At 73.3% G+C, this 21,715-nt stretch carries 22 protein-coding genes and 2 pseudogenes; 19 read left to right on the top strand and 5 right to left on the bottom strand.

Annotated features, from left to right (window positions below):
* Positions 1–99 precede the first annotated feature (99 nt).
* The 10 genes from rpsP (at position 100) to ACFOW4_RS25585 (ending at position 6,125) form a co-directional block, all read left to right on the top strand.
* A complete protein-coding gene (gene rpsP / locus ACFOW4_RS25630; RefSeq protein ID WP_377532247.1) occupies positions 100–573 on the top strand; it encodes a 30S ribosomal protein S16 in 474 nt (157 codons plus the stop codon).
* Complete coding sequence (locus tag ACFOW4_RS25625; protein WP_172862164.1) at positions 548–808, top strand: RNA-binding protein; 261 nt, start codon at positions 548–550, stop codon at positions 806–808. The genes rpsP and ACFOW4_RS25625 overlap by 26 nt, the downstream gene beginning before the upstream one ends.
* Positions 808–1,365 (top strand): ribosome maturation factor RimM, encoded by a 558-nt coding sequence (gene rimM / locus ACFOW4_RS25620; protein ID WP_377532245.1) that lies wholly within the window; start codon positions 808–810, stop codon positions 1,363–1,365. Before ACFOW4_RS25625 ends, rimM begins: the two co-directional genes overlap by 1 nt.
* Before the next feature lie 21 nt (positions 1,366–1,386).
* Entirely contained in the window at positions 1,387–2,160 is a 774-nt protein-coding gene (trmD, locus tag ACFOW4_RS25615; protein WP_377532243.1) for a tRNA (guanosine(37)-N1)-methyltransferase TrmD, read from the top strand.
* Between the two features lie 142 nt (positions 2,161–2,302).
* Positions 2,303–2,659 carry a 50S ribosomal protein L19 gene (gene rplS / locus ACFOW4_RS25610; RefSeq protein WP_030487486.1) on the top strand — a complete coding sequence of 119 codons (357 nt, stop codon included), beginning with the start codon at positions 2,303–2,305 and terminating at the stop codon, positions 2,657–2,659.
* Between the two features lie 181 nt (positions 2,660–2,840).
* The gene (gene lepB, locus ACFOW4_RS25605; protein ID WP_377532240.1) at positions 2,841–3,710 is read left to right on the top strand and encodes a signal peptidase I; all 870 of its coding nucleotides are present in this window, start codon (positions 2,841–2,843) and stop codon (positions 3,708–3,710) included.
* Positions 3,711–3,720: 10 nt separating this feature from the next.
* On the top strand, positions 3,721–4,356 hold the full coding sequence (gene lepB, locus ACFOW4_RS25600; protein WP_377532236.1) for a signal peptidase I: 636 nt from the start codon (positions 3,721–3,723) through the stop codon (positions 4,354–4,356).
* Positions 4,357–4,450: 94 nt separating this feature from the next.
* Positions 4,451–4,999: an NUDIX hydrolase gene (locus tag ACFOW4_RS25595; RefSeq protein WP_377532233.1), complete on the top strand. Its 549-nt coding sequence runs from the start codon at positions 4,451–4,453 to the stop codon at positions 4,997–4,999.
* Positions 4,993–5,805, top strand: a complete 813-nt coding sequence (locus tag ACFOW4_RS25590; protein ID WP_377532230.1) for a ribonuclease HII — start codon at positions 4,993–4,995, stop codon at positions 5,803–5,805. Before ACFOW4_RS25595 ends, ACFOW4_RS25590 begins: the two co-directional genes overlap by 7 nt.
* Complete coding sequence (locus ACFOW4_RS25585; protein ID WP_007075222.1) at positions 5,802–6,125, top strand: DUF2469 domain-containing protein; 324 nt, start codon at positions 5,802–5,804, stop codon at positions 6,123–6,125. Before ACFOW4_RS25590 ends, ACFOW4_RS25585 begins: the two co-directional genes overlap by 4 nt.
* Positions 6,126–6,182: 57 nt before the next feature.
* On the opposite strand, the gene ACFOW4_RS25580 is transcribed toward ACFOW4_RS25585, so the two are convergent.
* Both ACFOW4_RS25580 and ACFOW4_RS25575 read right to left on the bottom strand, forming a co-directional pair.
* Positions 6,183–7,355: a sulfite oxidase gene (locus ACFOW4_RS25580; protein WP_377532228.1), complete on the bottom strand. Its 1,173-nt coding sequence runs from the start codon at positions 7,353–7,355 to the stop codon at positions 6,183–6,185.
* A gap of 73 nt (positions 7,356–7,428) precedes the next feature.
* Positions 7,429–8,061: a class I SAM-dependent methyltransferase family protein gene (locus ACFOW4_RS25575; protein WP_377532225.1), complete on the bottom strand. Its 633-nt coding sequence runs from the start codon at positions 8,059–8,061 to the stop codon at positions 7,429–7,431.
* A gap of 322 nt (positions 8,062–8,383) precedes the next feature.
* On the opposite strand from ACFOW4_RS25575, the pseudogene ACFOW4_RS25570 reads away from it, so the two are divergent.
* Positions 8,384–9,009 (top strand): annotated as a pseudogene (locus ACFOW4_RS25570) (murein hydrolase activator EnvC family protein).
* 96 nt (positions 9,010–9,105) lie between these two features.
* Here the strand turns inward: ACFOW4_RS25570 and ACFOW4_RS25565 are convergent.
* Positions 9,106–10,287 (bottom strand): aminotransferase class V-fold PLP-dependent enzyme, encoded by a 1,182-nt coding sequence (locus tag ACFOW4_RS25565; protein ID WP_377532223.1) that lies wholly within the window; start codon positions 10,285–10,287, stop codon positions 9,106–9,108.
* Between the two features lie 130 nt (positions 10,288–10,417).
* The gene (locus ACFOW4_RS25560; protein ID WP_377532220.1) at positions 10,418–11,428 is read right to left on the bottom strand and encodes a tyrosine recombinase XerC; all 1,011 of its coding nucleotides are present in this window, start codon (positions 11,426–11,428) and stop codon (positions 10,418–10,420) included.
* A 364-nt stretch (positions 11,429–11,792) separates the two neighbouring features.
* Here ACFOW4_RS25560 and ACFOW4_RS25555 point away from each other — a divergent pair.
* From ACFOW4_RS25555 to ACFOW4_RS25520, 8 genes and pseudogenes are all read left to right on the top strand, one after another.
* Positions 11,793–12,885: pseudogene (locus ACFOW4_RS25555) on the top strand (hypothetical protein).
* 406 nt (positions 12,886–13,291) lie between these two features.
* Positions 13,292–14,209 carry a 30S ribosomal protein S2 gene (rpsB, locus tag ACFOW4_RS25550; RefSeq protein WP_377532217.1) on the top strand — a complete coding sequence of 306 codons (918 nt, stop codon included), beginning with the start codon at positions 13,292–13,294 and terminating at the stop codon, positions 14,207–14,209.
* Positions 14,210–14,343: 134 nt separating this feature from the next.
* Entirely contained in the window at positions 14,344–15,171 is an 828-nt protein-coding gene (gene tsf, locus ACFOW4_RS25545) for a translation elongation factor Ts (RefSeq protein WP_377532214.1), read from the top strand.
* Between the two features lie 195 nt (positions 15,172–15,366).
* Positions 15,367–16,101, top strand: a complete 735-nt coding sequence (gene pyrH, locus ACFOW4_RS25540; protein WP_377532211.1) for a UMP kinase — start codon at positions 15,367–15,369, stop codon at positions 16,099–16,101.
* An 86-nt stretch (positions 16,102–16,187) separates the two neighbouring features.
* The gene (frr, locus tag ACFOW4_RS25535) at positions 16,188–16,745 is read left to right on the top strand and encodes a ribosome recycling factor (protein WP_377532208.1); all 558 of its coding nucleotides are present in this window, start codon (positions 16,188–16,190) and stop codon (positions 16,743–16,745) included.
* Positions 16,746–17,368: 623 nt separating this feature from the next.
* Positions 17,369–18,793: a phosphatidate cytidylyltransferase gene (locus ACFOW4_RS25530; RefSeq protein ID WP_377532205.1), complete on the top strand. Its 1,425-nt coding sequence runs from the start codon at positions 17,369–17,371 to the stop codon at positions 18,791–18,793.
* Between the two features lie 104 nt (positions 18,794–18,897).
* Positions 18,898–20,055 (top strand): 23S rRNA (adenine(2503)-C(2))-methyltransferase RlmN, encoded by a 1,158-nt coding sequence (gene rlmN, locus ACFOW4_RS25525; RefSeq protein ID WP_377532202.1) that lies wholly within the window; start codon positions 18,898–18,900, stop codon positions 20,053–20,055.
* Between the two features lie 31 nt (positions 20,056–20,086).
* Positions 20,087–21,277 carry a DivIVA domain-containing protein gene (locus ACFOW4_RS25520; protein ID WP_377532199.1) on the top strand — a complete coding sequence of 397 codons (1,191 nt, stop codon included), beginning with the start codon at positions 20,087–20,089 and terminating at the stop codon, positions 21,275–21,277.
* Between the two features lie 64 nt (positions 21,278–21,341).
* On the opposite strand, the gene ACFOW4_RS25515 is transcribed toward ACFOW4_RS25520, so the two are convergent.
* Entirely contained in the window at positions 21,342–21,563 is a 222-nt protein-coding gene (locus tag ACFOW4_RS25515) for a DUF2631 domain-containing protein (RefSeq protein ID WP_377532198.1), read from the bottom strand.
* Positions 21,564–21,715: the final 152 nt, after the last annotated feature.

Genomic DNA, 21,715 nt, shown 5'->3' with positions numbered 1-21,715 from the left:
ACCGAGTAGTCTCCGGCCCAACCCCACTGTGCCGGTCGGCGCTCACCCATGCACACCGCCCGTACGGGCCGGTGAGATCGCAACAGGAGCGAAACAACTGTGGCCGTAAAGATCCGGCTCCTGCGGATGGGCAAGATCCGCAACCCGCAGTACCGCATCGTCATCGCCGACTCGCGTACCAAGCGCGACGGCCGGGCGATCGAGTTCGTCGGGGTGTACCAGCCGAAGGAGGACCCTTCGGTCATCGAGGTCAAGTCGGAGCGGGTCCAGTACTGGCTGTCCGTCGGCGCTCAGCCGAGCGAGGCGGTGCAGCGGCTGCTGGAGCTGACCGGTGACTGGCAGAAGTACAAGGGCCTGCCGGCCCCGCCGCCGCTGAAGGTCGCCCCCGAGCGGGCCGACCGCAAGGCGGCGTACGAGGCCGAGGCGAAGGCCGCCGCCGGGCTCGCCCCGGAGACCCCGGCCAAGCCGGCCAAGAAGGCCGCCAAGGCCGCCGAGGCTCCGGCCGAGGCGCCGAAGACCGAGGCTCCGGCCGAGGCTCCGGCCGCTGCTGCCGACGCCGGTGAGCAGGCCTGACATGCCTCTGCGTCCGGCGTTGGAGCACCTGGTCAAGGGCATCGTCGATCACCCGGACGACGTCCGGGTGCGGATGGTCGATTCCCGTCGGGGCAAGCGGCTGGAAGTCCGCGTGCACCCCGAGGACCTGGGCACCGTGATCGGGCGGTCCGGTCGGACCGCCAAGGCACTGCGCCAGGTGATCGGCTCCATCGGCGGGCGCGGTGTACGCGTCGACATCGTCGACTCGTACTGATGCAGCTCATCGTCGGCAGGATCGGCAAGCCGCACGGCGTCCGCGGTGAGGTCACCGTGGAGGTGCGGACCGACGAGCCCGAAGCACGCTTTGCCCCCGGCACGGTGCTGCGCACCGAGCCGGGGGCGGCTTCGGCTCCCGTACCGGCCAACGGGCCGGGTGTGCCGTACCGCGTTCCCCGGGAGCTGACCATCGAGGCGTCCCGCTGGCACCAGAGCCGGATGCTTGTCGCGTTCGACGGGGTGCTCGACCGGGAAACCGCGGAGGCGCTGCGCGACACCCTGCTCGTGGTGGACAGCGCCGACGTGGCCCCGCCGGAGGACCCGGAGGAGTTCCACGACCACCAGCTCGTCGGGCTGGCCGTGGTCACCCCGACCGGCGAGCGGCTGGGCGAGGTGGCCCGGGTCGACCACGCGCCCTCCTCCGACCTGCTGGTGCTGCGCCGCCCCGAGGGGCGGACGGCACTGATCCCGTTCGTCACGGCGATCGTTCCGGAGGTCGACCTGGCCGGTGGGCGCATCGTCGTCGACCCGCCGGCCGGTCTGCTCGACCTCTAAGCCCGCTGGAGCATCCCCGCAATGCGCGTCGACATCGTGTCGATCTTCCCGGAGTACTTCGCACCGCTGGAGCTGTCGCTGATCGGGCGGGCCCGGGCCAACGGCACGCTGCGGCTGGCCGTACACGACCTGCGGACCTGGACCCACGACGTGCACCGCACGGTTGACGACACCCCGTACGGCGGCGGGCCGGGGATGGTGATGCGGCCCGAGCCGTGGGGCGAGGCACTGGACTCCCTCGCCCCGGCCGGGGCCACCCCGCCGCGGCTGCTCGTACCCTCACCGGCCGGCGCTCCGTTCACCCAGGCCATGGCGCACGAGCTGGCCGCCGAGCCGCACCTGCTCTTCGCCTGCGGCCGGTACGAGGGCATCGACCAGCGGGTGCTGGACCACGCGGCCACACGGATGCCGGTCACCGAGGTCTCCCTCGGCGACTACGTGCTCTTCGGTGGCGAGGTGGCGGTGCTGGTGATCCTGGAGGCGGTCACCCGGCTGCTGCCCGGAGTGCTCGGCAACGCCGGCTCGCTCGACGAGGAGTCGCACGCGCACGGGCTGCTGGAGGCACCGCTCTACACCAAGCCGCCGAGCTGGCGCGGGCACGACGTACCCGACGTGCTCCGCTCCGGCGACCACGGGAAGATCGCCCGCTGGCGGCGGGAGGAGGGGCTGGTTCGCACCGCCGTCCGGCGCCCGGACCTGCTCGCCGCGCTGCCCGCCGATCGGCTGGACAAACGGGACATCGCCGCGTTGGACCGGGTCGGATTTCAGCCGGCACCGGGGGATGTGGCAAAGTAGAGGGGTTGCCGCTTCCGTCCGCGCCGCGGGCGGCTGCGAGGATCCCCGACCGGGGCCGGCCCGCCGGCGTCCACCCGGGGATCAGAATCACCCAGTCGCGCACCGAGTGACGGTGCGCCGTGAGCCTTACGAGGACGCAGCGATGAACATCCTGGACGCCCTTGACGCCCAGTCGAAGCGGACCGACCTTCCCGACTTCCGTGCCGGTGACACCGTCAAGGTGCACGCCCGGGTCGTCGAGGGCAACCGGTCCCGTGTTCAGATCTTCCAGGGCGTCGTCATCCGCCGCCAGGGTGACGGTCTGCGCGAGACCTTCTCGGTCCGCAAGGTCAGCTTCGGCGTCGGCGTCGAGCGCACCTACCCGATCAACGGCCCGGGCATCGACCGGATCGAGGTCGTGACCCGCGGTGACGTCCGCCGCGCCAAGCTCTACTACCTGCGCGAGCTGCGCGGCAAGAAGGCCAAGATCAAGGAGAAGCGGGAGAAGCAGCCCAGCTGACTTCCCGCTCGCCACGCCGCCTGAGCTGCGCGTATGCCGTACCGACCAGACCGCACTACCCTGGTCGTACGGGCGCAGCCAAGCGGCGGCCCCGCCAATTCGGCGGGCAGCTTTCCACGACCGCCCGTGGGGCCTCGACGAGGCTCCCGGGCGGTGGTGTTTCTGCGGACCGGGGAGTGGCGTGGTGCAGACGCTTGACGAGGACGGCACCGTCGATCCGTGGCGCCGGCGGGCCCGCCGATCCCGCCGGCAGATGCCCCTCTGGCAGGAACTCCCGCTGCTGCTGGTCGTCGCGTTCTGCCTCGCGGTGCTGATCCGCACCTTCCTACTCCAGGCGTTCTTCATCCCGTCCGGCTCGATGGAGGACACCCTCCTCGTCGGTGACCGCGTGCTGGTCAACAAGGTCGTCTACGACGTCCGCGACCCGGTGCGCGGCGAGGTGGTGGTGTTCCGGGGCACCGACCGGTGGGCGCCGCAGGTCGACGAGCAGCCCGACCCCGGGTTCGTCGGCAAGCTCGGCCGCACCGTCGGCGACCTGGTCGGGGTGAGCCGCCCCGGCGAGAAGGACTTCATCAAACGGGTCATCGGCCTCCCCGGCGACCGGGTGAAGTGCTGCGACTCACAGGGCCGGGTGACCGTCAACGGCACGCCGCTGGACGAGCCGTACGTGGTGCGGGACTCGCCGCTCGATCTGCCGCCCAGCCCGGGGGAGTGCCGGTCCCGGCGCTTCGACGAGGTGGTCGTCCCGCCCGGGCAGATCTTCGTGATGGGCGATCACCGGCTGGTCTCCCAGGACGCCCGCTGCCAGGGCCCGGTGCCGATCGACAACGTGGTGGGCCGCGCCTTCATGGTGGTCTGGCCGTCGTCCCGGTGGAGTTCGCTGCCGGTGCCCTCGACCTTCGACGACGTGTCCGACCCGGCCGCGGCGGCCTCCGCGCCGCCTCCGGTCCGACCCACCCCCCAGGGCGGTGTGCTGCTGCTCCTTCCGCTGGTCGCGGCGCTGCGCGGTTCCCGCGCGTTCCGGACGGTGGCGTCCGGCCCGGCAACGTAGGCTCCTTGGCGTGATTGACGAGCAGACCGACAAGCCCCGCAGCTCCTTCTGGAAGGAGCTGCCGATTCTGCTGGGTGTGGCGATCCTGGTCGCGGTGCTGGTCCGCGCCTTCGTGCTGCAGACCTTCTTCATCCCCTCCCCGTCCATGGAGAACACTCTCAAGATCGATGATCGGGTGCTGGTCAACAAGCTGGTCTACGACTTCCGCTCGCCGCACCGCGGCGAGGTGATCGTCTTCCGGGCGCCAACCGAGTGGAGCGGCAACCCGGACGGTGAGGACTTCATCAAGCGGGTGATCGGCGTCGGCGGCGACCACGTGGTCTGCTGCGACGCGCAGGATCGGCTGGTGATCAACGGCAGGTCGCTCGACGAGCCGTACATCTTCTCGGCCGACGGGGTGCAGGACAAGCCCGCCGACCAGGACTTCGACATCACCGTGCCGGAGGGGCGGCTCTGGGTGATGGGCGACCACCGCTCGGCCTCCGGCGACTCGCTGGAGCACTGGCAGCAGTCCGGGCAGGACATCATCGAGGCGACCATCGACGAGGACGAGGTGGTCGGCCGGGCCTTCACCGTCTTCTGGCCGGTCGGCCGGGCCACCTGGCTCACCGTGCCGGACGGTTTCGACGGCATCCCGAAGCCGTAGCCGGATCCGGGCTGACGTGGGCGTTCGGCCGCCCGTCTGGCAGGCTGGTGCGGTGAACGTGAGCGCGAGGAGTGAGCTTGCGAGCCCCGCAGTCGTGAACAGCAGCAACCGGGTCTACACCCCTCGGCGCGGCGCCCGCGTGCTCGTCGTCGACGCGGCCGGTCGGGTGCTGCTCTTCCACGGCTTCGACCCGGCCCGCCCCGAGCACCGGTACTGGTTCACTCCGGGCGGCGGTCTCGATCCGGCGGAGCCGTCGGCGGAGGGCGCGGCGCGGGAGCTGGCCGAGGAGACCGGCCTGCGGGTGTCGCCGAGCGAACTGGGCGAGTCGGTCTGGTTCGACCGGACCGAGTTCTCGTTCGACGGTGTCTGGTACCGCCAGGAGCAGGACTTCTTCCTGCTCCGGGTGCCGTCCTGGGAGGTGGACACCGCGGGCTTCACCGACATCGAGCGGGGCAGCATCGCCGGGCACCGCTGGTGGACGCCGGCCGAGCTGGTCGCGAGCGGTGAGCGCTACTACCCGCCCGAGCTGCCCGCACTGCTGGACCGCCTGCTCTCCGCTGCGGACCCGTCGGGCGCTGCCGCCTCCTCGGGCGCTGCCGCGTCGTCGGCCGGGAGCGGCCGGGGCGGGGACGTGCCGTGCTGACCCCGCCGCGCACCGTCGTGCGCCGGGAGGCCGGGCTGTACGCGCTGGAACGGGCACTGCAACGGCGCGGCTTCCGGCACGTCGCCGGCGCCGACGAGGCCGGCCGTGGTGCCTGCGCCGGTCCGCTGGTCGCCGCCGCGGTGGTGCTTCCGGAGGGACGCCGCGGGGAGATCGACGGGCTGGCCGACTCGAAGCTGCTCACCCCGGCCAGCCGGGAACGGGTGTACGAGGAGGTCGTGGCCCGCGCGCTCGCGTACACCGTGGTGGTCATTCCGGCCGACGAGGTCGACGCCCGGGGGCTGCACGTGTGCAACCTGGCCGCGATGCGCCGGGCGCTGGCCTCGCTCACCACCCGACCGGAGTACGTGCTCACCGACGGCTTCGGCGTGGACGGCCTGGGCGTGCCCGGGCTGGCGGTGTGGAAGGGCGACCGCGTCGCGGCCTGCGTGGCAGCGGCAAGCGTGCTGGCCAAGGTGACCCGCGACCGGATCATGGTCGAGTTGGGCGGGGTGTTCCCGGCGTACGGGTTCGCCGAGCACAAGGGCTACATCACGCCGGAGCACACCGCCGCGCTGCGGGAGCACGGACCGTGCCGGGAGCACCGGTTCTCGTACGTCAACGTCGCCACGATCTCGGGCCGCGACGGCCGGCCGCCGCGGTCCCGGCGGCCGGTCGGCCCGGGCCCGGACGAGCCGATGGAGCGCTCGTGGGCGGCAGGGGGTACCGTCGGCGTGGCGTTGGGCGAGCAGCCTCGGCCTCCGGCGCCGGTGGGGGAAGATGTGGTCATGGAAGGCGGAGTGCGATGAGCGCGGAAGATCTCGAGAAGTACGAGACCGAGATGGAGCTGCAGCTCTACCGGGAGTACCGCGACATTGTCCGCCAGTTCTCGTACGTGGTGGAGACGGAACGCCGGTTCTACCTGGCCAATCAGGTCGACCTGCACGTGCGTAACTCCGACGGCGAGGTCTACTTCGAGGTCGAGATGCACGACGCCTGGGTGTGGGACATGTACCGCCCTGCGCGCTTCGTGAAGAACGTCCGGGTGATGACCTTCAAGGACGTCAACGTCGAGGAGCTGGAGAAGCCCGACATCTCCCTGCCCGCCGACTCCGGCTTCGGCGGCTGACCGCGCCCGTAGCATCCGGCCACGCCACGGGCCCCCCACCCGTGGCGTAGCCGCCGGTCACTCGGCGGGCACCACGACCTCCACCCGCTGCACCAGGTTGTTGGCGAACCCGCCCCGGTTCCACGGCTGCTCCACGGGCTGGGTCCGTCCGGACGCGTCGGTCGCCCGCGCACCGAGCACGTACCGTCCCGGCGTCGCGGTCCACTCGTGGCGCCACCGCCGCCAGGTGAAGTCGCCCCCACCGGGCGGGTCCAGCTCCGCCGGCGCCCAGGTCGCCCCGCCGTCGACGGTCACCTCGACCGCGACCACGGGAGCGTGCCCGGACCAGGCCCGACCGTCCAGCGTGCATGGTCCCGGCCGCAGCACCCGGCGGCGGGACATGAAGTCGGGGAACCCGGGCGGCCGGACCAGCGCGCGCGGCTCGATCCGGGTCACCGGCACACCCGGGTCGTCGGCGTCGCGACGCACCCGGTAGGCCACCGCGTTCTGGTAGCCCTCGAACGGCTCGGTCCGCACCTGCACCGAGCGCAGCCACTTCACGTGCGCCATGCCGTACCAGCCGGGCACGATCAGCCGCAGCGGAGCGCCGTGCTGCGGCAGCAGGGGAGCGCCGTTCATCTCGTACGCCAGCAGCACCTCCTCCCGCAGCGCGTCGGCCACCGGCAGCGCCCGCTGGTAGTCCTGCTCCACCCCGCGCTCGACGCCGTGGTCCGCGCCGGTGAACACCACGTCGACGGCGTCCGGCCCGATGCCCGCCTCGCGCAGCAGCGGCGCCAGCGGCGTACCGGTCCACTCGGCGTTGCCCACCGCCTCCACCAGCCAGGGCTGGCTCACCGGCCGGGGGTGCAGCAGGGCCCGTCCGTTGCCGGCGCACTCCAGGGTGACCCGGTGGGTGACCCGGGGCCGCTCGCGCAGCTCGGCCAGGCTGACGGTCAACGGTCGCTCCACCGCGCCGTCCACGGTCAGCGCGTGCGTGGCCGCGTCCAGCTCCGGGATGTCGTAGTGGATGAGCAGGTAGTGCAGCCCGGCCGGGGTGACGTCGTAGCGCAGCGCCTCCAGCGGGATGCCGTGGTTGCGCGCGGCGAGCTGCAACTCCTCGGCGCTGATCGCCTCGTCCGAAGCGGCGAGCCGGGACGGCCCGCTCACGTCGGCCAGCGTCGGGATGCCGCCGGAGCCTGGCATCCGGTCGCCCTGGTCCGCTCGTGGCGTCCGGTCGTCCACACTGGTCATGCCGACCTCCCCGGTCCGGACGGCGGCGGTCCGCCGTGCGTGTCCCCAGCCTAGGGCGGGGCGGAGCCGCGGGTCAGCGGGGGAGGAAGCGGAACATGGTCACCCCCGCCGGCAGCGGACGGGGACGGCCCACATGACGGTGTACGCCGACGCCGACCCCGTCCGCCGGGCTGCTGACGGCCACCGGCGCGAACCCCTCCTGCGCGAACCACCCGCAGATGGCCGGCACCAGATCAGGTTCCCGGCGGTGCCGGGTCCAGAACACCGTGCCGCCGCTCGCGCAGAGCGCGGCGCTGTACCCGACGATTGCCCGCACGTCGTCGTCCGACACGTTGCCGAACACCCCGCAGAGCAGCACGAGATCGGCCGGGACCAGATCGGCGTACGCGTCGGTGGCCGCCGCGTCGCCGACGACCACCTGCACGCCGGTGAGCCCGGCCGCCTGCGCCGCCGCCGTGGCCACCTCGGCGTTGCGCGGATCGAGCTCCACCAGGCGAGCGGTCACGTCGTCGCGGCGGGGGTGTCCGGCGAGCACCGGGATCAGGTCGCGGCCCTGGCCGGCGCAGAGGCTGACCACCCGCAGCGGGCCGGCCGGGGCCTGGTCCAGGGCTGCGCGGACCTGCGCCTGCACCTCGGTCAGCCGGCGGGCCAACGACGATCCCGGCCGGTCGTAGTCGTCGTGCCAGGCGTACCAGTCTCCGCTCATCGGCCCACCCTAGGCCGGTGCCGGGACCCTTGCGCATAGCAGATCATCGGGCGCGATGGCCGTTGTCCACAGGTCCGGCGGTTGTCCACAGCGGACGCCGTCGGGGTGGTGGCCGTCGCGGGCGTGGTCGCAGGCTGTCGTCATGCGACCGCCTTCCGTCCCGCCGCCCGATGAGGTCCGCCGCACGCTGGTGCTCTGGGTCGTCAGCCCGCTCGCGCTGACCGGCCAGCTCTTTGGCACGGCGGTGCTGGCCGCGGTCCCGCACGCTGTTCCGCCTCGGCCGGTGGTGCTCGCCCTGCTGCCCGTTCCGGCGGCGCGGGTGGTGCTGCCTGACCCGGCGGCGCGGGTGGTGCTGCCCGACCCGGTGGCGCGTGCTGTGCTGCCTGGCCCGGTGGCGTCGGTCGTGCTGCCTCGCCGTGGAGCGCCGGGGGTGCTGGTGCCGTCGGTACGGGCCGCGCCGGGCGGTGCGGGCCGGTCGATGGTCGGGCGGGTGCCGGCGGAGCACCGGGCCGACGTGGTCCCGCGCGGGCGGTTCCGCTGGCCGGTCGACGGGGCGCCGCGCCCGGTCCGCGCCTTCGACCCGCCGCCGCAACCGTGGCTGGCCGGTCATCGCGGCGTGGACCTGGCGGTCACAGCCGGGGCGGTGATCCGCAGCGCCGGGCCGGCACGGTGCTCTTCGCCGGGCCGGTCGCCGGTCGGCCGGTGGTCACCGTGGGCCACGCCGACGGGCTGCGGACCACCTACGAGCCGTTGGCACCGGGGGTACGCGCCGGCCAGTCGGCCACCGCCGGTGCGCCGCTGGGTGCGCTGCTGCCGGGGCACCCCGGCTGCCCCGCCACGGCCTGCCTGCACTGGGGCCTGCGCCGTGGCACCGCCTACCTCGACCCGCTGGCCCTGCTCGGCCTCGGTCCGGTGCGGCTGTACCCGGTCGACGCGCCGCCGCCCTGAGGGCCGCCTCGGCTGCCGCCGTCGACGCCGCGCTGGTCGATGCGGTGAGCGGGAACTACCGCACCCAAGCCGGCTGGGGGACGCTCGGCTGCCCGGTCAGCGTTGGGCGAGCAAGGCGGGCAGCCGCGTGGCCAGCCGCTGGTACTCGTCGGCGGAGTTGTAGACCTGGCCGGAGAGCCGGAGCCAGCCCTGCCCGTTCCAGCTCGTCACCGCCACCTCGGCGGCGAGTCGGTCGGCGATCCGCCCACGCAGCGCCTGCGCCGCCTCGGTGGTGGCGGCCATGCCGGACGGCAACGGGATGATCCGCATGGCCACCCCGGGCCCGCCCGGGTCGGGCAGGTCGGTGGGGGGCACCCCGAGCGCGTCCCCCAGCACCCGCTGCCCGTACGCGGCCAGCGCGGCGTTGTGCGCCCGCACCCGGTCCGCGCCGAGACTACGCAGCGTGAACAGGCCCGCCGGGGCGGCCAGCCAGGAGGTGTAGTCGAGGGTGGCCTGCCACTCGATCCGGGCGGGGAAGCCCGCCTCCTGCTCCCAGGAGACCACCAGCGGCTCGATCCGGTCGCGCCACGGCGGCGCCACCGCCAGCAGCGCGGTGCCGCGCGGGGCGTACCCCCACTTGTGTAGGTTGCCCACCCAGAAGTCGGCGCCGATGCTGGCCACCGTGGTGGGCAGCATCCCCGGAGCGTGGGCCGCGTCCACCAGCACCGGCACCCCGTGCTCGCGGGCCACGCCGACGATGGCGGCGGCCGGGAAGAGTCGGGCGGTGGCCGAGCTGAGCTGGTCGACCACGAGCAGTCGGGTCCGGCCGGGCCGCAGGCCGGTGCGGACGATCTGTACGACCTCCTCGTCGGTGGCGGCCAGCGGCACCGGCAGGACCCGACTCACCGCACCAGTCCGGCGACACTCCCGCGCGACGGCCAGGCTCACCGCCCCGTACCCGTGGTCGGTGCTGAGCACCTCGTCGCCCGGGCGCAGACCCAGCGACTGCAACACCACCGCCACACCGGTGGTGGCGTTGCCGACCAGGGCGCTGCCGTCCGGGTCGGCGCCGAGGAAGGTGGCGAGGTGCCGACGGGTGTGCGCGATCCGGTCGACCAACCCCTGCGTGAAGAACCGCAGCGGGTTGGCCTCCATCTCGTCGCGGAGGCGCTGCTGGGCCCGCTGCACACCGACCGGTACCGCCCCGAACGAGCCGTGGTTGAGATGGCTGACCGCCGGATCGAGGGAGAAGAGCAGTCGGGCGCCCGGGATCGGCTCGGGTGGCTGCGGGACGCTCACCCGATGATCGTAACCGTCGGTCGATCATCACCCGACGGTTCGCCGGAGGCGCGGGGTGAGGCCGGCGGGTGCCGGTCGGCACCGGGGGTCGGCGCCGCGTCCCGGGCCGCGAAGGTGGGGCCGCCCGCGGTCAGGCGCGGGGGTGGGCCTGGCGGTAGGCGGCACGCAGCCGCTCCACCGAGACGTGGGTGTAGATCTGGGTGCTGGCCAGGGACGAGTGGCCGAGCATCTCCTGCACGGCCCGCAGGTCCGCACCGCCCTCCAGCAGGTGGGTCGCGGCGGAGTGGCGCAGGCCGTGCGGGCTGGTCCGCGGTAGCCCGGCGGCCTCGGCGTACCCGCCGACGATCCGGCGGGCGGTGGTCGGGTTGAGCCGGCCACCGCGGGCGCCGAGCAGCAGCGCCTCGCCCGAGCGGGCGCCGACCAGCGCCGGCCGGCCCCGGCGCAGCCAGTCGTCCAGCGCCCGCTGCGCGGGCAGCCCGTACGGCACCGAGCGCTCCCGCCCGCCCTTGCCGAACACCCGGATCACCCGGCGGCCGTGGTCGACGTCCGCGACGTCCAGCCCACACGCCTCGCTGATCCGGACGCCGGTGGCGTAGAGCAGTTCCAGCAGCGCCCGATCCCGCAGCGGCACCGCTTCCGCCTCCTCGGGCGTCACCGTCCCGCTGGCGGCGTCCGCTGCGGTCCCCGTCGATTCCGGTTGGGCTGGTGTTCGCAGCGCCGGAGCCTCCACCAGCGCGGCGGCCTGGTCGGCACGCAGGACGGTGGGCAACTCCCGGTGTGCGCGCGGGCTCGCCAGGGCGGCGCCCACGTCGGCGGGGAGCAGACCCGTCCGGTGCGCCCAGCCGCTGAACGCCCGTGCGGACGCGGCCCGGCGGGCCAGTGAGGTGCGCGCCGCGCCAGTGGTCCGCTGCCGGGCCAGCCAGCTGCGCAGCACCGACAGATCGAGGTCGGCCAGGTCGACGCAGCCCATCCGTACGGCGTGGTCGAGCAGCGAGACCAGATCGGTGACGTACGCCCGCACGGTGTGCGCCGACCGGTTGCGCACCCGGGACAGGTGGTCGGCGAAGTCGTCCACCGCCGCGCGCATCGGCGGCGGCAGCTCCTGGTGGGCGGCGCGGGTGCCGCGGGCCGACCCGCTCATCGCGGCCGGGCCGCCGTCCGCTCGGCGTGCACCGGCCCACCGACGTCCGTGGACCCGCTGTCAGCTGGCACTGCCCCAGCCTAGGGCCCCCCTTCCCGCACCGCCGCCCGTGGCGTCACCGCTTCGTCCGGGTGGCGGACCGGGTGGGCGGGGCGAGGGCGTAGCCGTCGTCCCGGCCTGGAGCCGGCGGCGCTGCGGCAGGGGCCGGTCCACGCGTACCCGCCGCAGGTGTGGCGTGACCCGGCGCATGCGCTCGGTCCCGCGCACGACGACCTGCGATCCGATCTCGTCGCGGGAACTGGACGCGCTTGCCGGCTCGCCCTCGACGCCCTGACGCGGCGGCGGACGGCGGTTGGCCAGGCGAATGGCGCGCGCGCAGCCGGTCGCATACGGTGCCGGACGTGGACGGACGACGGAGCTTTCCCGAAGATCAGGAGTCGCGCTGGTATCCCGACGAGCGGGGTCGCGGCTACGGCGAGCCGGAGTGGCGCGGCGCTGGTGAACCGCGGTACCGGGACGACGACGTCCCGGCTCAGCGCAGCGCCGAGGAGAGCCGCTACGGCGAGGACACCGGCGTGGGGCGGCGTCGGGAGTCGGCGCGGTTCAGCACCGACCCGGGGCAGTTGGGCAGCACCGAGGGCGACTCGGGCCGGTTCGCGGCGGTGCCCGACCGGCTCGGTGAACCGGACTCCGGTCGGTTCGGGGCCGTGGACGCCCCGCCGGCCCGGTCCGGCACAGCCGAGCCGGACTCGGGACGAATCGGCGCGGTCGACCCGCTGGGGGACGTTCGGTCGGAGGACGACGGTTACCGGGCGGGCCGCTCGCGGCGGGCGGATCGGGACCCGAGCGAGATCTCGGGTGAGCTGCCCGGGCGTCGCGCCGCCCGGGAGTCGGCCGCGTCGCCGACCGGCGTACCGCTGACCCGGGAGGCCGCGGGCGACCCGCCGTCCGGTGCGCTGGCCGACCGGGGTGCCGACCCGACTCGGCCCGCGCCACTGGGCGGCTACCCGATCGTCGAGCCCGCCCGTACCGCCGACGCGCCGCATCCGCTGGAGATGCCGACCGGGCCGATGCCGCCGATCGGTCCCCGGGTCGACCTGGCGCCGGGGGAGGCGCCGTACCTGGCGGACGGAATCCGGCCACCGGCCGCCGACGGCGTCTACCGGACCCGCCGCCCGGCGCTGGCCGTGCTCTTCGCCGTGCTGGTGCTGGTCTTCGAGATCCCGGCGCTGCGGGTGCTGGTGGCCGGGCTGACCGGCGATCCGCTCTCGGCCGGGAACGTGGTGGTCGGCATCTTCCTGGTCGCCGGGCTGCCGATCTTCGCGACCGGGCTGTACGGGCTGCGTACCGGTGGTCTGGCGCTCTCCGACAACGGGCGGGGCTGGCTGCGCCCACCGACGGCCTACCTGACCGTCGGTCTGGTGCTCTTCGTCGCCGCCGCGCTGGCCGCCGGCTAGCACCCGCGCTGGCCGCCGGCTAGCACCCGCGCTGGCCGCCGGCCAGCACCTGCGGACCTCCGCGGCCTGCCGTGTCAGGCGCGGGGTGATCGACTCGACTTCCGTGAAGTCGGGGTGTCCCGGTCGCGGGATGCCCCGACTTCCACGAACCCGAGTCGATCACCCCGCACCTCCGCGCGGCGGGGCGCGCGTACCCGGGGGTCGTGGGGTCGGGGAGGCGCGTACACTGGTCGACTGGCGACCGCCTCGTGCGGTCGACCTCGCGCGCCCTCTCCACGAATCGTCGTGGAGCGACGGCCTCCCTGGTCCCGATCTTGATCGGGAACACCATGGCCGGCGACCCGGCGCCAGGACGCCCGGCCACCGGCCGGGCGTGACAACCAGGGATCTTGAGGAGTACCCCACCATGGCCGTCGTGACCATGCGCCAGCTGCTGGAGAGCGGTGTCCACTTCGGGCACCAGACCCGGCGCTGGAACCCGAAGATGAAGCGCTTCATCATGACCGAGCGCAACGGCATCTACATCATCGACCTGCGCCAGACCCTCGACTACATCGAGAAGGCGTACGAGTTCGTGCGTGGGACCGTCGCCGAGGGTGGCAGCATCCTCTTCGTCGGCACCAAGAAGCAGGCTCAGGAGGCGATCTCCGAGCAGGCGACCCGCGTCGGCCAGCCGTACGTCAACCACCGCTGGCTCGGTGGCATGCTGACCAACTTCCAGACGGTGTACAAGCGCCTTCAGCGGATGAAGGAGCTGGAGGCCCTGGGTGACCTGAGCGGCACCGCCGCCGGGTACACCAAGAAGGAGACCCTGCAGCTCTCCCGCGAGAAGATCAAGCTGACCCGCACCCTGGGTGGTCTGCGGGACATGCAGAAGCTGCCGGCCGCGGTCTGGATCGTCGACACCAAGAAGGAGCACATCGCCGTCGACGAGGCCCGCAAGCTGGGCATCCCGGTGATCGCGGTGCTGGACACCAACTGCGACCCGGACGAGGTCGACTTCCCGATCCCGGGCAACGACGACGCGATCCGCTCGGCCGAGCTGCTGACCCGGGTCGTCGCCGCCGCCGTCGCGGACGGTCTGATCGCCCGCTCCGGCCGTCGCCGGGGCACCGACGAGAAGCCGGAGCCGGGTGTCGCGACCGACGAGCCGCTGACCGAGTGGGAGCGCGAGCTGCTCGAGGAGCCGAAGAAGGCCGACGAGTCGGCCGCCCCGGCCGAGCAGCCGGCGCCGGCCGCCACCACCGAGCAGCCGGCGACCGCCACCACCGAGCAGCCGGCGACCGCCACCACCGAGCAGCCGGCGACCGCCGCCGCGGAGTGACCGCACCGTCGCTCCCCGCCGTCTGTTTTTCCACACGGCGGGGAGCGGCGGGTACGCCGGGCACAATCGGCCCGGATCCGGGTAACCGGCACCTCTGACCATCCACACGCCGTCTCAACATCGAAGAGAGAGCCATGTCCCAATTCACCGCCGCGGACGTCAAGAAGCTCCGCGACCTCACCGGCGCCGGCATGATGGACAGCAAGAAGGCGCTGACCGAGGCCGAGGGCGACTTCGACAAGGCCATCGAGATCCTGCGCGTCAAGGGCGCCAAGGACGTGGGCAAGCGGGCCGGCCGTACGGCCGCCAACGGCCTCGTCGCGCACTCCGGCAAGGCGCTGCTCGAGCTCAACTGCGAGACCGACTTCGTGGCCAAGACCGATGCGTTCATCGCGCTGGCCCAGCAGCTGGTCGAGCACGGCGAGCGCACCGGCGTGAACAGCGCCGAGGAGCTGCTCGCCAGCGAGCTGAACGGCAAGAGCGTCGCCGACCTGATCCAGGAGCAGTCCGCCAAGATCGGCGAGAAGCTGGTGCTCAACCGCTTCGCCAAGCTTGAGGGCACCACCGCGGTCTACCTGCACCGCAAGAGCCAGGACCTGCCCCCGGCCGTGGGCGTGCTGGTGGAGTACACCGGCAAGTCGGACGAGGCCGGTGACGCGGATGCCCGTGGTGTCGCCATGCAGATCGCCGCGATGCGGCCGAAGTACCTCACCCGCGACGAGGTCCCGGCCGAGGTGGTCGACTCCGAGCGGCGCATCGCCGAGCAGACCGCCCGCGAGGAGAACAAGCCCGAGGCGGCCCTGCCGAAGATCGTCGAGGGTCGGGTCAACGCCTTCTTCAAGGACTACGTCCTGATCGAGCAGGCGTCCGTGGCCGACAACAAGAAGTCGGTGAAGCAGCTGCTGGCCGAGGCCGGCATCGAGGTCACCCGCTTCGTGCGGTTCGAGGTCGGCCAGGCCTGAGCCGCCACCGGGCGTTGATGCGCCCGTGGGCAGGAAAGACGTCGACGAGGAGGCCGCCGGTGTACGTGACAGGCACCGCGGCCTCCTCGTCACATAGGGTCGGCAGCGGCAGGTTCGCGGTACGCGGCGCACGGGGCGTGCGCTCGGGGAGGGGCGGGGCGGATGACGCAGGTTGTGAGTGATCGGAGTCTGGCGATGGACGATCCGACGGCTCCACCGCCCGGGCGGGCCCGGCGGGTGGTGCTGAAGCTCTCCGGCGAGGTGTTCGGCGGCGGCGCGATCGGTGTCGACCCCGACGTCGTCCAGGCCATCGCGCGGCAGATCGCCACCGTGGTCCGCCGCGGCGTGCAGGTCTCCGTGGTGGTCGGCGGCGGCAACTTCTTCCGCGGCGCCGAGCTGCAGAAGCGCGGGATGGACCGGGCGCGCGCCGACTACATGGGCATGCTCGGCACGGTGATGAACTGCCTCGCTCTCCAGGACTTCCTGGAGAAGGAGGGCATCGAGACCCGGGTGCAGAGCGCCATCACGATGGCCCAGGTCGCCGAGCCGTACATCCCGCTGCGCGCCATCCGGCACCTGGAGAAGGGCCGGGTGGTCATCTTCGGGGCGGGCGCCGGCATGCCGTACTTCTCCACCGACACGGTCGCCGCCCAGCGGGCGCTGGAGATCCGCGCCGACGTGGTGCTGATGAGCAAGAACGGCGTGGACGGCGTCTACACCGCCGACCCCCGGCTCGACCCCACCGCCAGCAAGTTCGACTCGATCACCTTCTCCGAGGTGCTGCGCCGCAACCTGCGGGTGGCCGACGCGGCGGCGTTCAGCCTCTGCATGGAGAACGGCCTGCCGATGCTGGTCTTCGGCGCGCAGGGTGACGACACCATCATCCGCGCGGTGGGTGGCGACAAGATCGGCACCCTGATCACCGCCTGAGCGCCCTCGCCTCCGGCGACGGCGGCAGCGGTCCTGACGACTTTCAGCAGAGCCCACGACGAGCACAGAAGGAGGCGAGGAGACCGGTGATCGACGACACCCTCCTCGAGGCCGAGGAGAAGATGGAGCGTGCGGTCGAGCACGCCAAGGAGGAGTTCGGCGCCATCCGCACCGGTCGCGCCAACCCCGCCATGTTCTCCAAGATCATCATCGACTACTACGGCACCCCCACGCCGCTGACCCAGATGGCGTCCGTCGCGATCCCCGAGCCGCGGATGGCCATCATCAAGCCGTACGACAACTCGCAGATCAACGCGATGGAGAAGGCGATCCGCGACTCGGACCTCGGCGTGAACCCCAACAACGAGGGCAACCAGCTGCGCATCCTGCTCCCGCAGATGACCGAGGAGCGCCGCCGCGACATGATCAAGGTCGCCCGGCACAAGGGTGAGGAGGCCAAGGTGGCGATCCGCAACATCCGCCGCCGCGGCAAGGAGGAGCTGGACCGCATCGTCAAGGACGGCGAGGCCGGCGAGGACGAGGGCCGCCGTGCCGAAAAGGAACTGGACGACCTGACCCAGCGTTACGTGGCCGGCGTCGACGACCTGGTCAAGCACAAGGAGACCGAGCTGCTGGAGGTCTGAGGACCGCCGGACGTGCTTGCTGACGCGAGGCCCGCCCCCACCGGGGACGGGCCTCGCGTCATACCGTCAGCGCGGGATCCGGACGTTCCGTGTGGTCTCGGTCAGGGTCGTTCCGACGTACTGGTGCGATGGTCGATCCTGATGCTGGCGTCCCGCGTCGCCGCGGCGGCCGGTGGGGCCGCCGTCAGGACCATGGCGGCGATCGTCAGCACCGCCAGGCTGATTCTGCGCAGGAACCGCTCCCTTCACCGTGGAACGCCCCGGCGGGCGCCGATGCACCGACAGCCGACCACCGGCGGGTACCGCGGGTCATCACCCGTTCGCCCGGCGGCGGAGTCGGATAGGTGCCATTGGGATCGGCTGTCGGCGCGGGAGCGGTCCGGAAGGTTGGTCGACCCCTGTCGCGCCACCCGTGGGCGGGGACGGGTGCCGGTGCCGGCCCTCGTCCACCTCGCCCCCGGGACGGGTGCAGTAGGCTCGGCAGGATTCCCGACCACCGGGCGGTGAACACCGGGAATCGACCGCCCGTCGGGTCGGTCCACTGGAGGAACCAAGTCGCGCGTGTAGGGGATGCTTGTGGTCTTGCGTCATGTGGTGGTACTCGTGCCGCGTCGCGGTGCGTGATGTCCCACCCCGACCCCTACGGCGGTCCTGAGCCGCGCGGCTGGGACCGGCCGGAACGCCCGGCGGCCCTGCCCTGGACCGAGCCGGAGCTCGAACCGGGGCAGTGGAGTCGCCGTTCCGGCGCCGGCCCTGAGCTGTACGCCGAGCCGCGCACCCGTCCACACCCCGACCCGTACGCCGAGCCCGGCTACGACCAACGGGACCGGCCCGTGCGCCACGACGACCGGGACCGGTCGGCCGGCTACGACGACCGGGACCGCTACGACCGCTTCGACGACCCGCGGTACGACGACGGCCGCAACCGGCCGGATCGGTACGACGACCCGGGCCACGCCGACCGGTACGACGACCCGCGCCGCCACCTTGACGCTCGCCGCCACGACGATCCGGGCCAACCCGGGGACGCCGGCCGGTACGACGACCGTGAGCGGCAGACCGGCCCCATTCCCGGCGGATACGACGACGCCTACCCGACCGCCCAGCTCGCGCCGATCCGGGACGAGCCGGCGCCGGAGCCGTCGGCCGAGCCGGAGCGCCCGACGGGCCGGCGGTCCCGGGGTCGGCGTCGGGCCAGCGCCGACCGGCCCGCCACCCAGCAGGCCCCGAGTGGCCGGGCCGGCCGCAACCTGCCGGCCGCCATCGGGGTCGGCCTGGGTCTCGGCGCGCTGATCGTGGTGCCGCTGTTCCTGTACCCGCCGGCGTTTTTGGTCGTGGTCGCCGCCGCGGTGGGCGTCGGCATCTGGGAGATGGCCCGGGCGGTCCGGCGCAGTGGCGCCCACCCGCCGCTGGTGCCGTTGGTCGCCGGCGGTGTGCTGACCGTGGGGCTGGCCTGGTTCGCCGGCCCGGACGCGCTGAGCCTGGGCCTGCTGGTCACCGTGCTGGGCACGATGATCTGGCGGTTGGGCGACGGTCCGGGCGGCTTCCAGCGGGATCTCACCGCGGCCACCCTGATCGCCGTCTACGTGCCGTTCCTGGGCGGGTTCGCGGCGCTGCTGGCCGCGGCGCCGGACGACGGTCCGTTGCGCATCCTGGCCACCCTGGTCGCGGTGGTCCTCTCCGACACCGGCGGGTACGCGGCCGGCGTCTCCTTTGGCCGCCACCCGATGGCACCGTCGGTGAGTCCGAAGAAGTCGTGGGAGGGCTTCGCCGGCTCGGTGACCGCGGCGGCGCTGGGCAGCGCCCTGCTGATCTGGCTGATGTTCGACGTGGCCCCCTGGTGGGGCGCGCTGTTCGGGGTGGCGGTCTCGGTCGCGGCGGTCCTCGGTGACCTGGCCGAGTCGATGATCAAGCGGGACCTCGGGGTCAAGGACATGAGCAACCTGCTGCCCGGGCACGGCGGCCTGATGGACCGGTTGGACTCGATCCTGTTCGCGGTGCCGACCGCGTACCTGCTGTTGGCGATCTTCGTGCCGGTGGTGAAGTGAGGCATGGATCACGCCGGCCCGGCCGTCTCCAACCGGAGGTCGTGGCCCGTTCGGCACCTCCGGACGGGTGCGTCCCGCCGCCGGCGTGACAGACTGGACCAGCCATGACGAGCCTGCCGCTGATCCCCACCGCCCCGGACGCCCCCGCCGCACGCCGGGCCTCCATGCCACCGCAGCATCTCGCCGACCTCGACCTGGCCGGTCGCCAGGCGCTGGTCGCCGAGTTGGGTGAGCCGGCGTTCCGGGCCAAGCAGATCTCCACCCACTACTTCGGCCGGCTGGTCCGCGACCCGCAGGCGATGACGGACCTGCCCGCGGCGACCCGCGAGCGGCTCGCCGAGCGGCTGCTGCCCACGCTGCTCAACCCGGTGCGCGAGCTGGCCTGCGACGACGGCGCCACCCGCAAGGCGCTCTGGCGGCTGCACGACGGTTCGCTGGTGGAGAGCGTGCTGATGGGCTACCCGGACCGGGTCACGGTCTGCATCTCCAGCCAGGCCGGCTGCGGAATGGCCTGCCCGTTCTGCGCCACCGGCCAGGCCGGGCTGACCCGCAACCTGTCCACCGCCGAGATCGTCGACCAGGCGGTGTACCTGGCGGGCGTGGCCGCCTCCGGTGCCGTCGCCGGTTCCCCGCCGCGGCTGTCGCACGTCGTCTTCATGGGCATGGGCGAGCCACTGGCCAACTACTCCCGGGTGATCGCCGCCATCCGGCGCCTGGTCACCCCGGCCCCGGAGGGGCTCGGCCTCTCCCAGCGGCACATCACCGTTTCCACGGTCGGCCTGGTTCCGGCCATCCGCCGACTGGCCAGCGAAGACCTCTCAGTGACCCTTGCGCTGTCGTTGCACGCCCCCGATGATGATCTGCGCGACGAACTCGTGCCGGTCAACCAGCGCTGGAAGGTAGCCGAGGTGCTGGACGCAGCGTGGGACTACGCCGCCCGGACGGGCCGTCGCGTGTCGATCGAGTACGCAATGATCAAGGACGTGAACGACCAGCCGTGGCGAGCCGACCTGCTCGGCCGGCTGCTGGCCGGCAAGTTGGCCCACGTGAACCTCATTCCGCTCAATCCGACGCCGGGCAGCCGTTGGGACGCCAGCCCGAAGCCGGTCGAGCGGGAGTTCGTCCGGCGGTTGCGCGACGCCGGGGTGTCCACCACCGTGCGGGACACCCGAGGTCGCGAGATCGACGGCGCGTGTGGCCAGCTCGCCGCCGCCGAGGACACCGACAGCGACACCGACCGCGCCGGAGAGGCACCGGCGTGACCGGGCGTGGCGCACGAAACCAGGAGACATAGTGGCGAGTCAGGGTCAGCGTTTCCGGCGGAAGGCGCTCCGCCGGGGATACAAGGTCGACGAGGTGGACGCCTTCCTCGACCGGGTCGAGGCGACGCTGGATGGCCGGCAGGTCGGCGCGCCGGTGGCCTCCCAGGAGGTCCACGACGTCGTCTTCCGGGTCCGGTTCAACGGCTACGACGAGTGGCAGGTCGACCTGCACCTGGACCGCGTCGAGCGGCAGCTGGCCGAGCTGGAGGAGCGCGGTCCGGCCGGGCGCGGCGACCTTCGAGCCGGTGACCGGATGGGCCCGCCGGACCGGATGGGTCCGCCGATGCGCGACGACCGCGGCATGTCGCCGGTGCCTCAGCCGATGCCGCCCCGACCGATGCCGGCGCAGGCCGGCCCGCCCGCCGACCGCTACGGCCGCTACGACGAGCCGACCGGCGCCTTCGCCGGTGGCTACGACGCCCCCCGGAGCGGATACGACGCGCCGCGCGGCCCGGGTGGTCCCGGCCCCGGCGGCCCGATGGGCCCGGCCGGACCGATGGGCGGTCACCCCCGTGGCCTGCCCGCCGGCCCCGGCGGTTACGGCCCCGACGACCAGCGCGCGCCCGGTGGTTACGGCCCCGAGGAGCAGCGTGCGCCCGGCGGCTACGGGCAGGACGAGCAGCGCGCGCCCGGTGGGTACGGTCTGGACCAGCGCACGCCCGGCGGCTACCCGCCGGAGGAGCCGCGCTTCGACGGCTTCGAGGCCGGTCGGCACGGCCGCACCGACATGACCGCCGAGATCCGGATGCCCGAGCGGGACCTGCGCGACATGCGCCGTGGTCCGGCCGGCCCGCCCCCGATGCCCCAGCAGGGCATGGGTGGCCCGCCGCCGATGGCCGGCCCGCCCGCGCTGCCCGGCCCGCCGGTCGGCGGCCCCCCGATGGGTGGCCCGCCGATGGCCGGTCCGCCCGGCAGCGACCTGTACCGGGTCGACCAGATCCGCCGCAGCTTCCAGGTGCGCCGCTTCGGCAGCGGCTACGACCCGGATCAGGTGGACCGGTTCTTCGACACCCTGCTCGGTGGCATGCAGGGCCGCAACCCGATGCCGGTCAACCCGAAGGACCTCGACACGCTTCGGTTCGGTCTGGTCCCCGGTGGCTACTTCGAGGCCGAGGTGGACGCGGCTCTGAAGGACGTGCAGGACATCCTGTTCGGGCGCTGACCCGCGTACGGACGAGGGCCCGTCCCCCTGGTGGGGGCGGGCCCTCGTGCATGTCCGGGTGCGGTCAGGACCGCAGGCCGTTGCGCCGCAGCACGGCGTCACCGATCACGATGGCCAGCAGCAGCACGGCGAGACCGACCAGCCAGATGTCCTCGACCTTGCCCTCGTGGTTGCCGCAGATCATCGCCAACAGCACCAGCGCGGAGAGCACCGCACCGATTCGCCCGAGCTTGCGGTGCCCGGGCTTGTGCTGGTCTGGCGACGTTACCGGCTCGCTTCCTGCCACTGTCGGTCCTTCCCTCGCGATCGGATCTCCGGTTAGTCTGGCACGCCTCGTGCCCGGGTCGGCGCGGTGGGGGTTTACGGGGCGTTGGACCCCTCGCCGGTCGGGCGGAACGGCACTACGGGCGTCGCGGGGCGGCGGTCAGACTCCCTCCG

Source organism: Micromonospora sp. GCM10011542, from assembly GCF_042650685.1.
Taxonomy (GTDB): domain Bacteria; phylum Actinomycetota; class Actinomycetes; order Mycobacteriales; family Micromonosporaceae; genus Micromonospora.
This window is presented reverse-complemented; position numbering and strand designations above follow the sequence as displayed.

What these genes read in the sequence shown, in the direction of transcription:
- rlmN (WP_377532202.1), top strand. Translation starts at nt 18,898, where the DNA reads ATGACGAGCCTGCCGCTGATCCCCACCGCCCCGGACGCCCCCGCCGCA.
- ACFOW4_RS25575 (WP_377532225.1), bottom strand. Translation starts at nt 8,061, where the DNA reads ATGAGCGGAGACTGGTACGCCTGGCACGACGACTACGACCGGCCGGGA.
- trmD (WP_377532243.1), top strand. Translation starts at nt 1,387, where the DNA reads ATGCGCGTCGACATCGTGTCGATCTTCCCGGAGTACTTCGCACCGCTG.
- rplS (WP_030487486.1), top strand. Translation starts at nt 2,303, where the DNA reads ATGAACATCCTGGACGCCCTTGACGCCCAGTCGAAGCGGACCGACCTT.
- pyrH (WP_377532211.1), top strand. Translation starts at nt 15,367, where the DNA reads ATGGACGATCCGACGGCTCCACCGCCCGGGCGGGCCCGGCGGGTGGTG.
- tsf (WP_377532214.1), top strand. Translation starts at nt 14,344, where the DNA reads ATGTCCCAATTCACCGCCGCGGACGTCAAGAAGCTCCGCGACCTCACC.
- rimM (WP_377532245.1), top strand. Translation starts at nt 808, where the DNA reads ATGCAGCTCATCGTCGGCAGGATCGGCAAGCCGCACGGCGTCCGCGGT.
- ACFOW4_RS25580 (WP_377532228.1), bottom strand. Translation starts at nt 7,355, where the DNA reads ATGACCAGTGTGGACGACCGGACGCCACGAGCGGACCAGGGCGACCGG.
- ACFOW4_RS25560 (WP_377532220.1), bottom strand. Translation starts at nt 11,428, where the DNA reads ATGAGCGGGTCGGCCCGCGGCACCCGCGCCGCCCACCAGGAGCTGCCG.
- rpsB (WP_377532217.1), top strand. Translation starts at nt 13,292, where the DNA reads ATGGCCGTCGTGACCATGCGCCAGCTGCTGGAGAGCGGTGTCCACTTC.
- ACFOW4_RS25585 (WP_007075222.1), top strand. Translation starts at nt 5,802, where the DNA reads ATGAGCGCGGAAGATCTCGAGAAGTACGAGACCGAGATGGAGCTGCAG.
- ACFOW4_RS25530 (WP_377532205.1), top strand. Translation starts at nt 17,369, where the DNA reads ATGTCCCACCCCGACCCCTACGGCGGTCCTGAGCCGCGCGGCTGGGAC.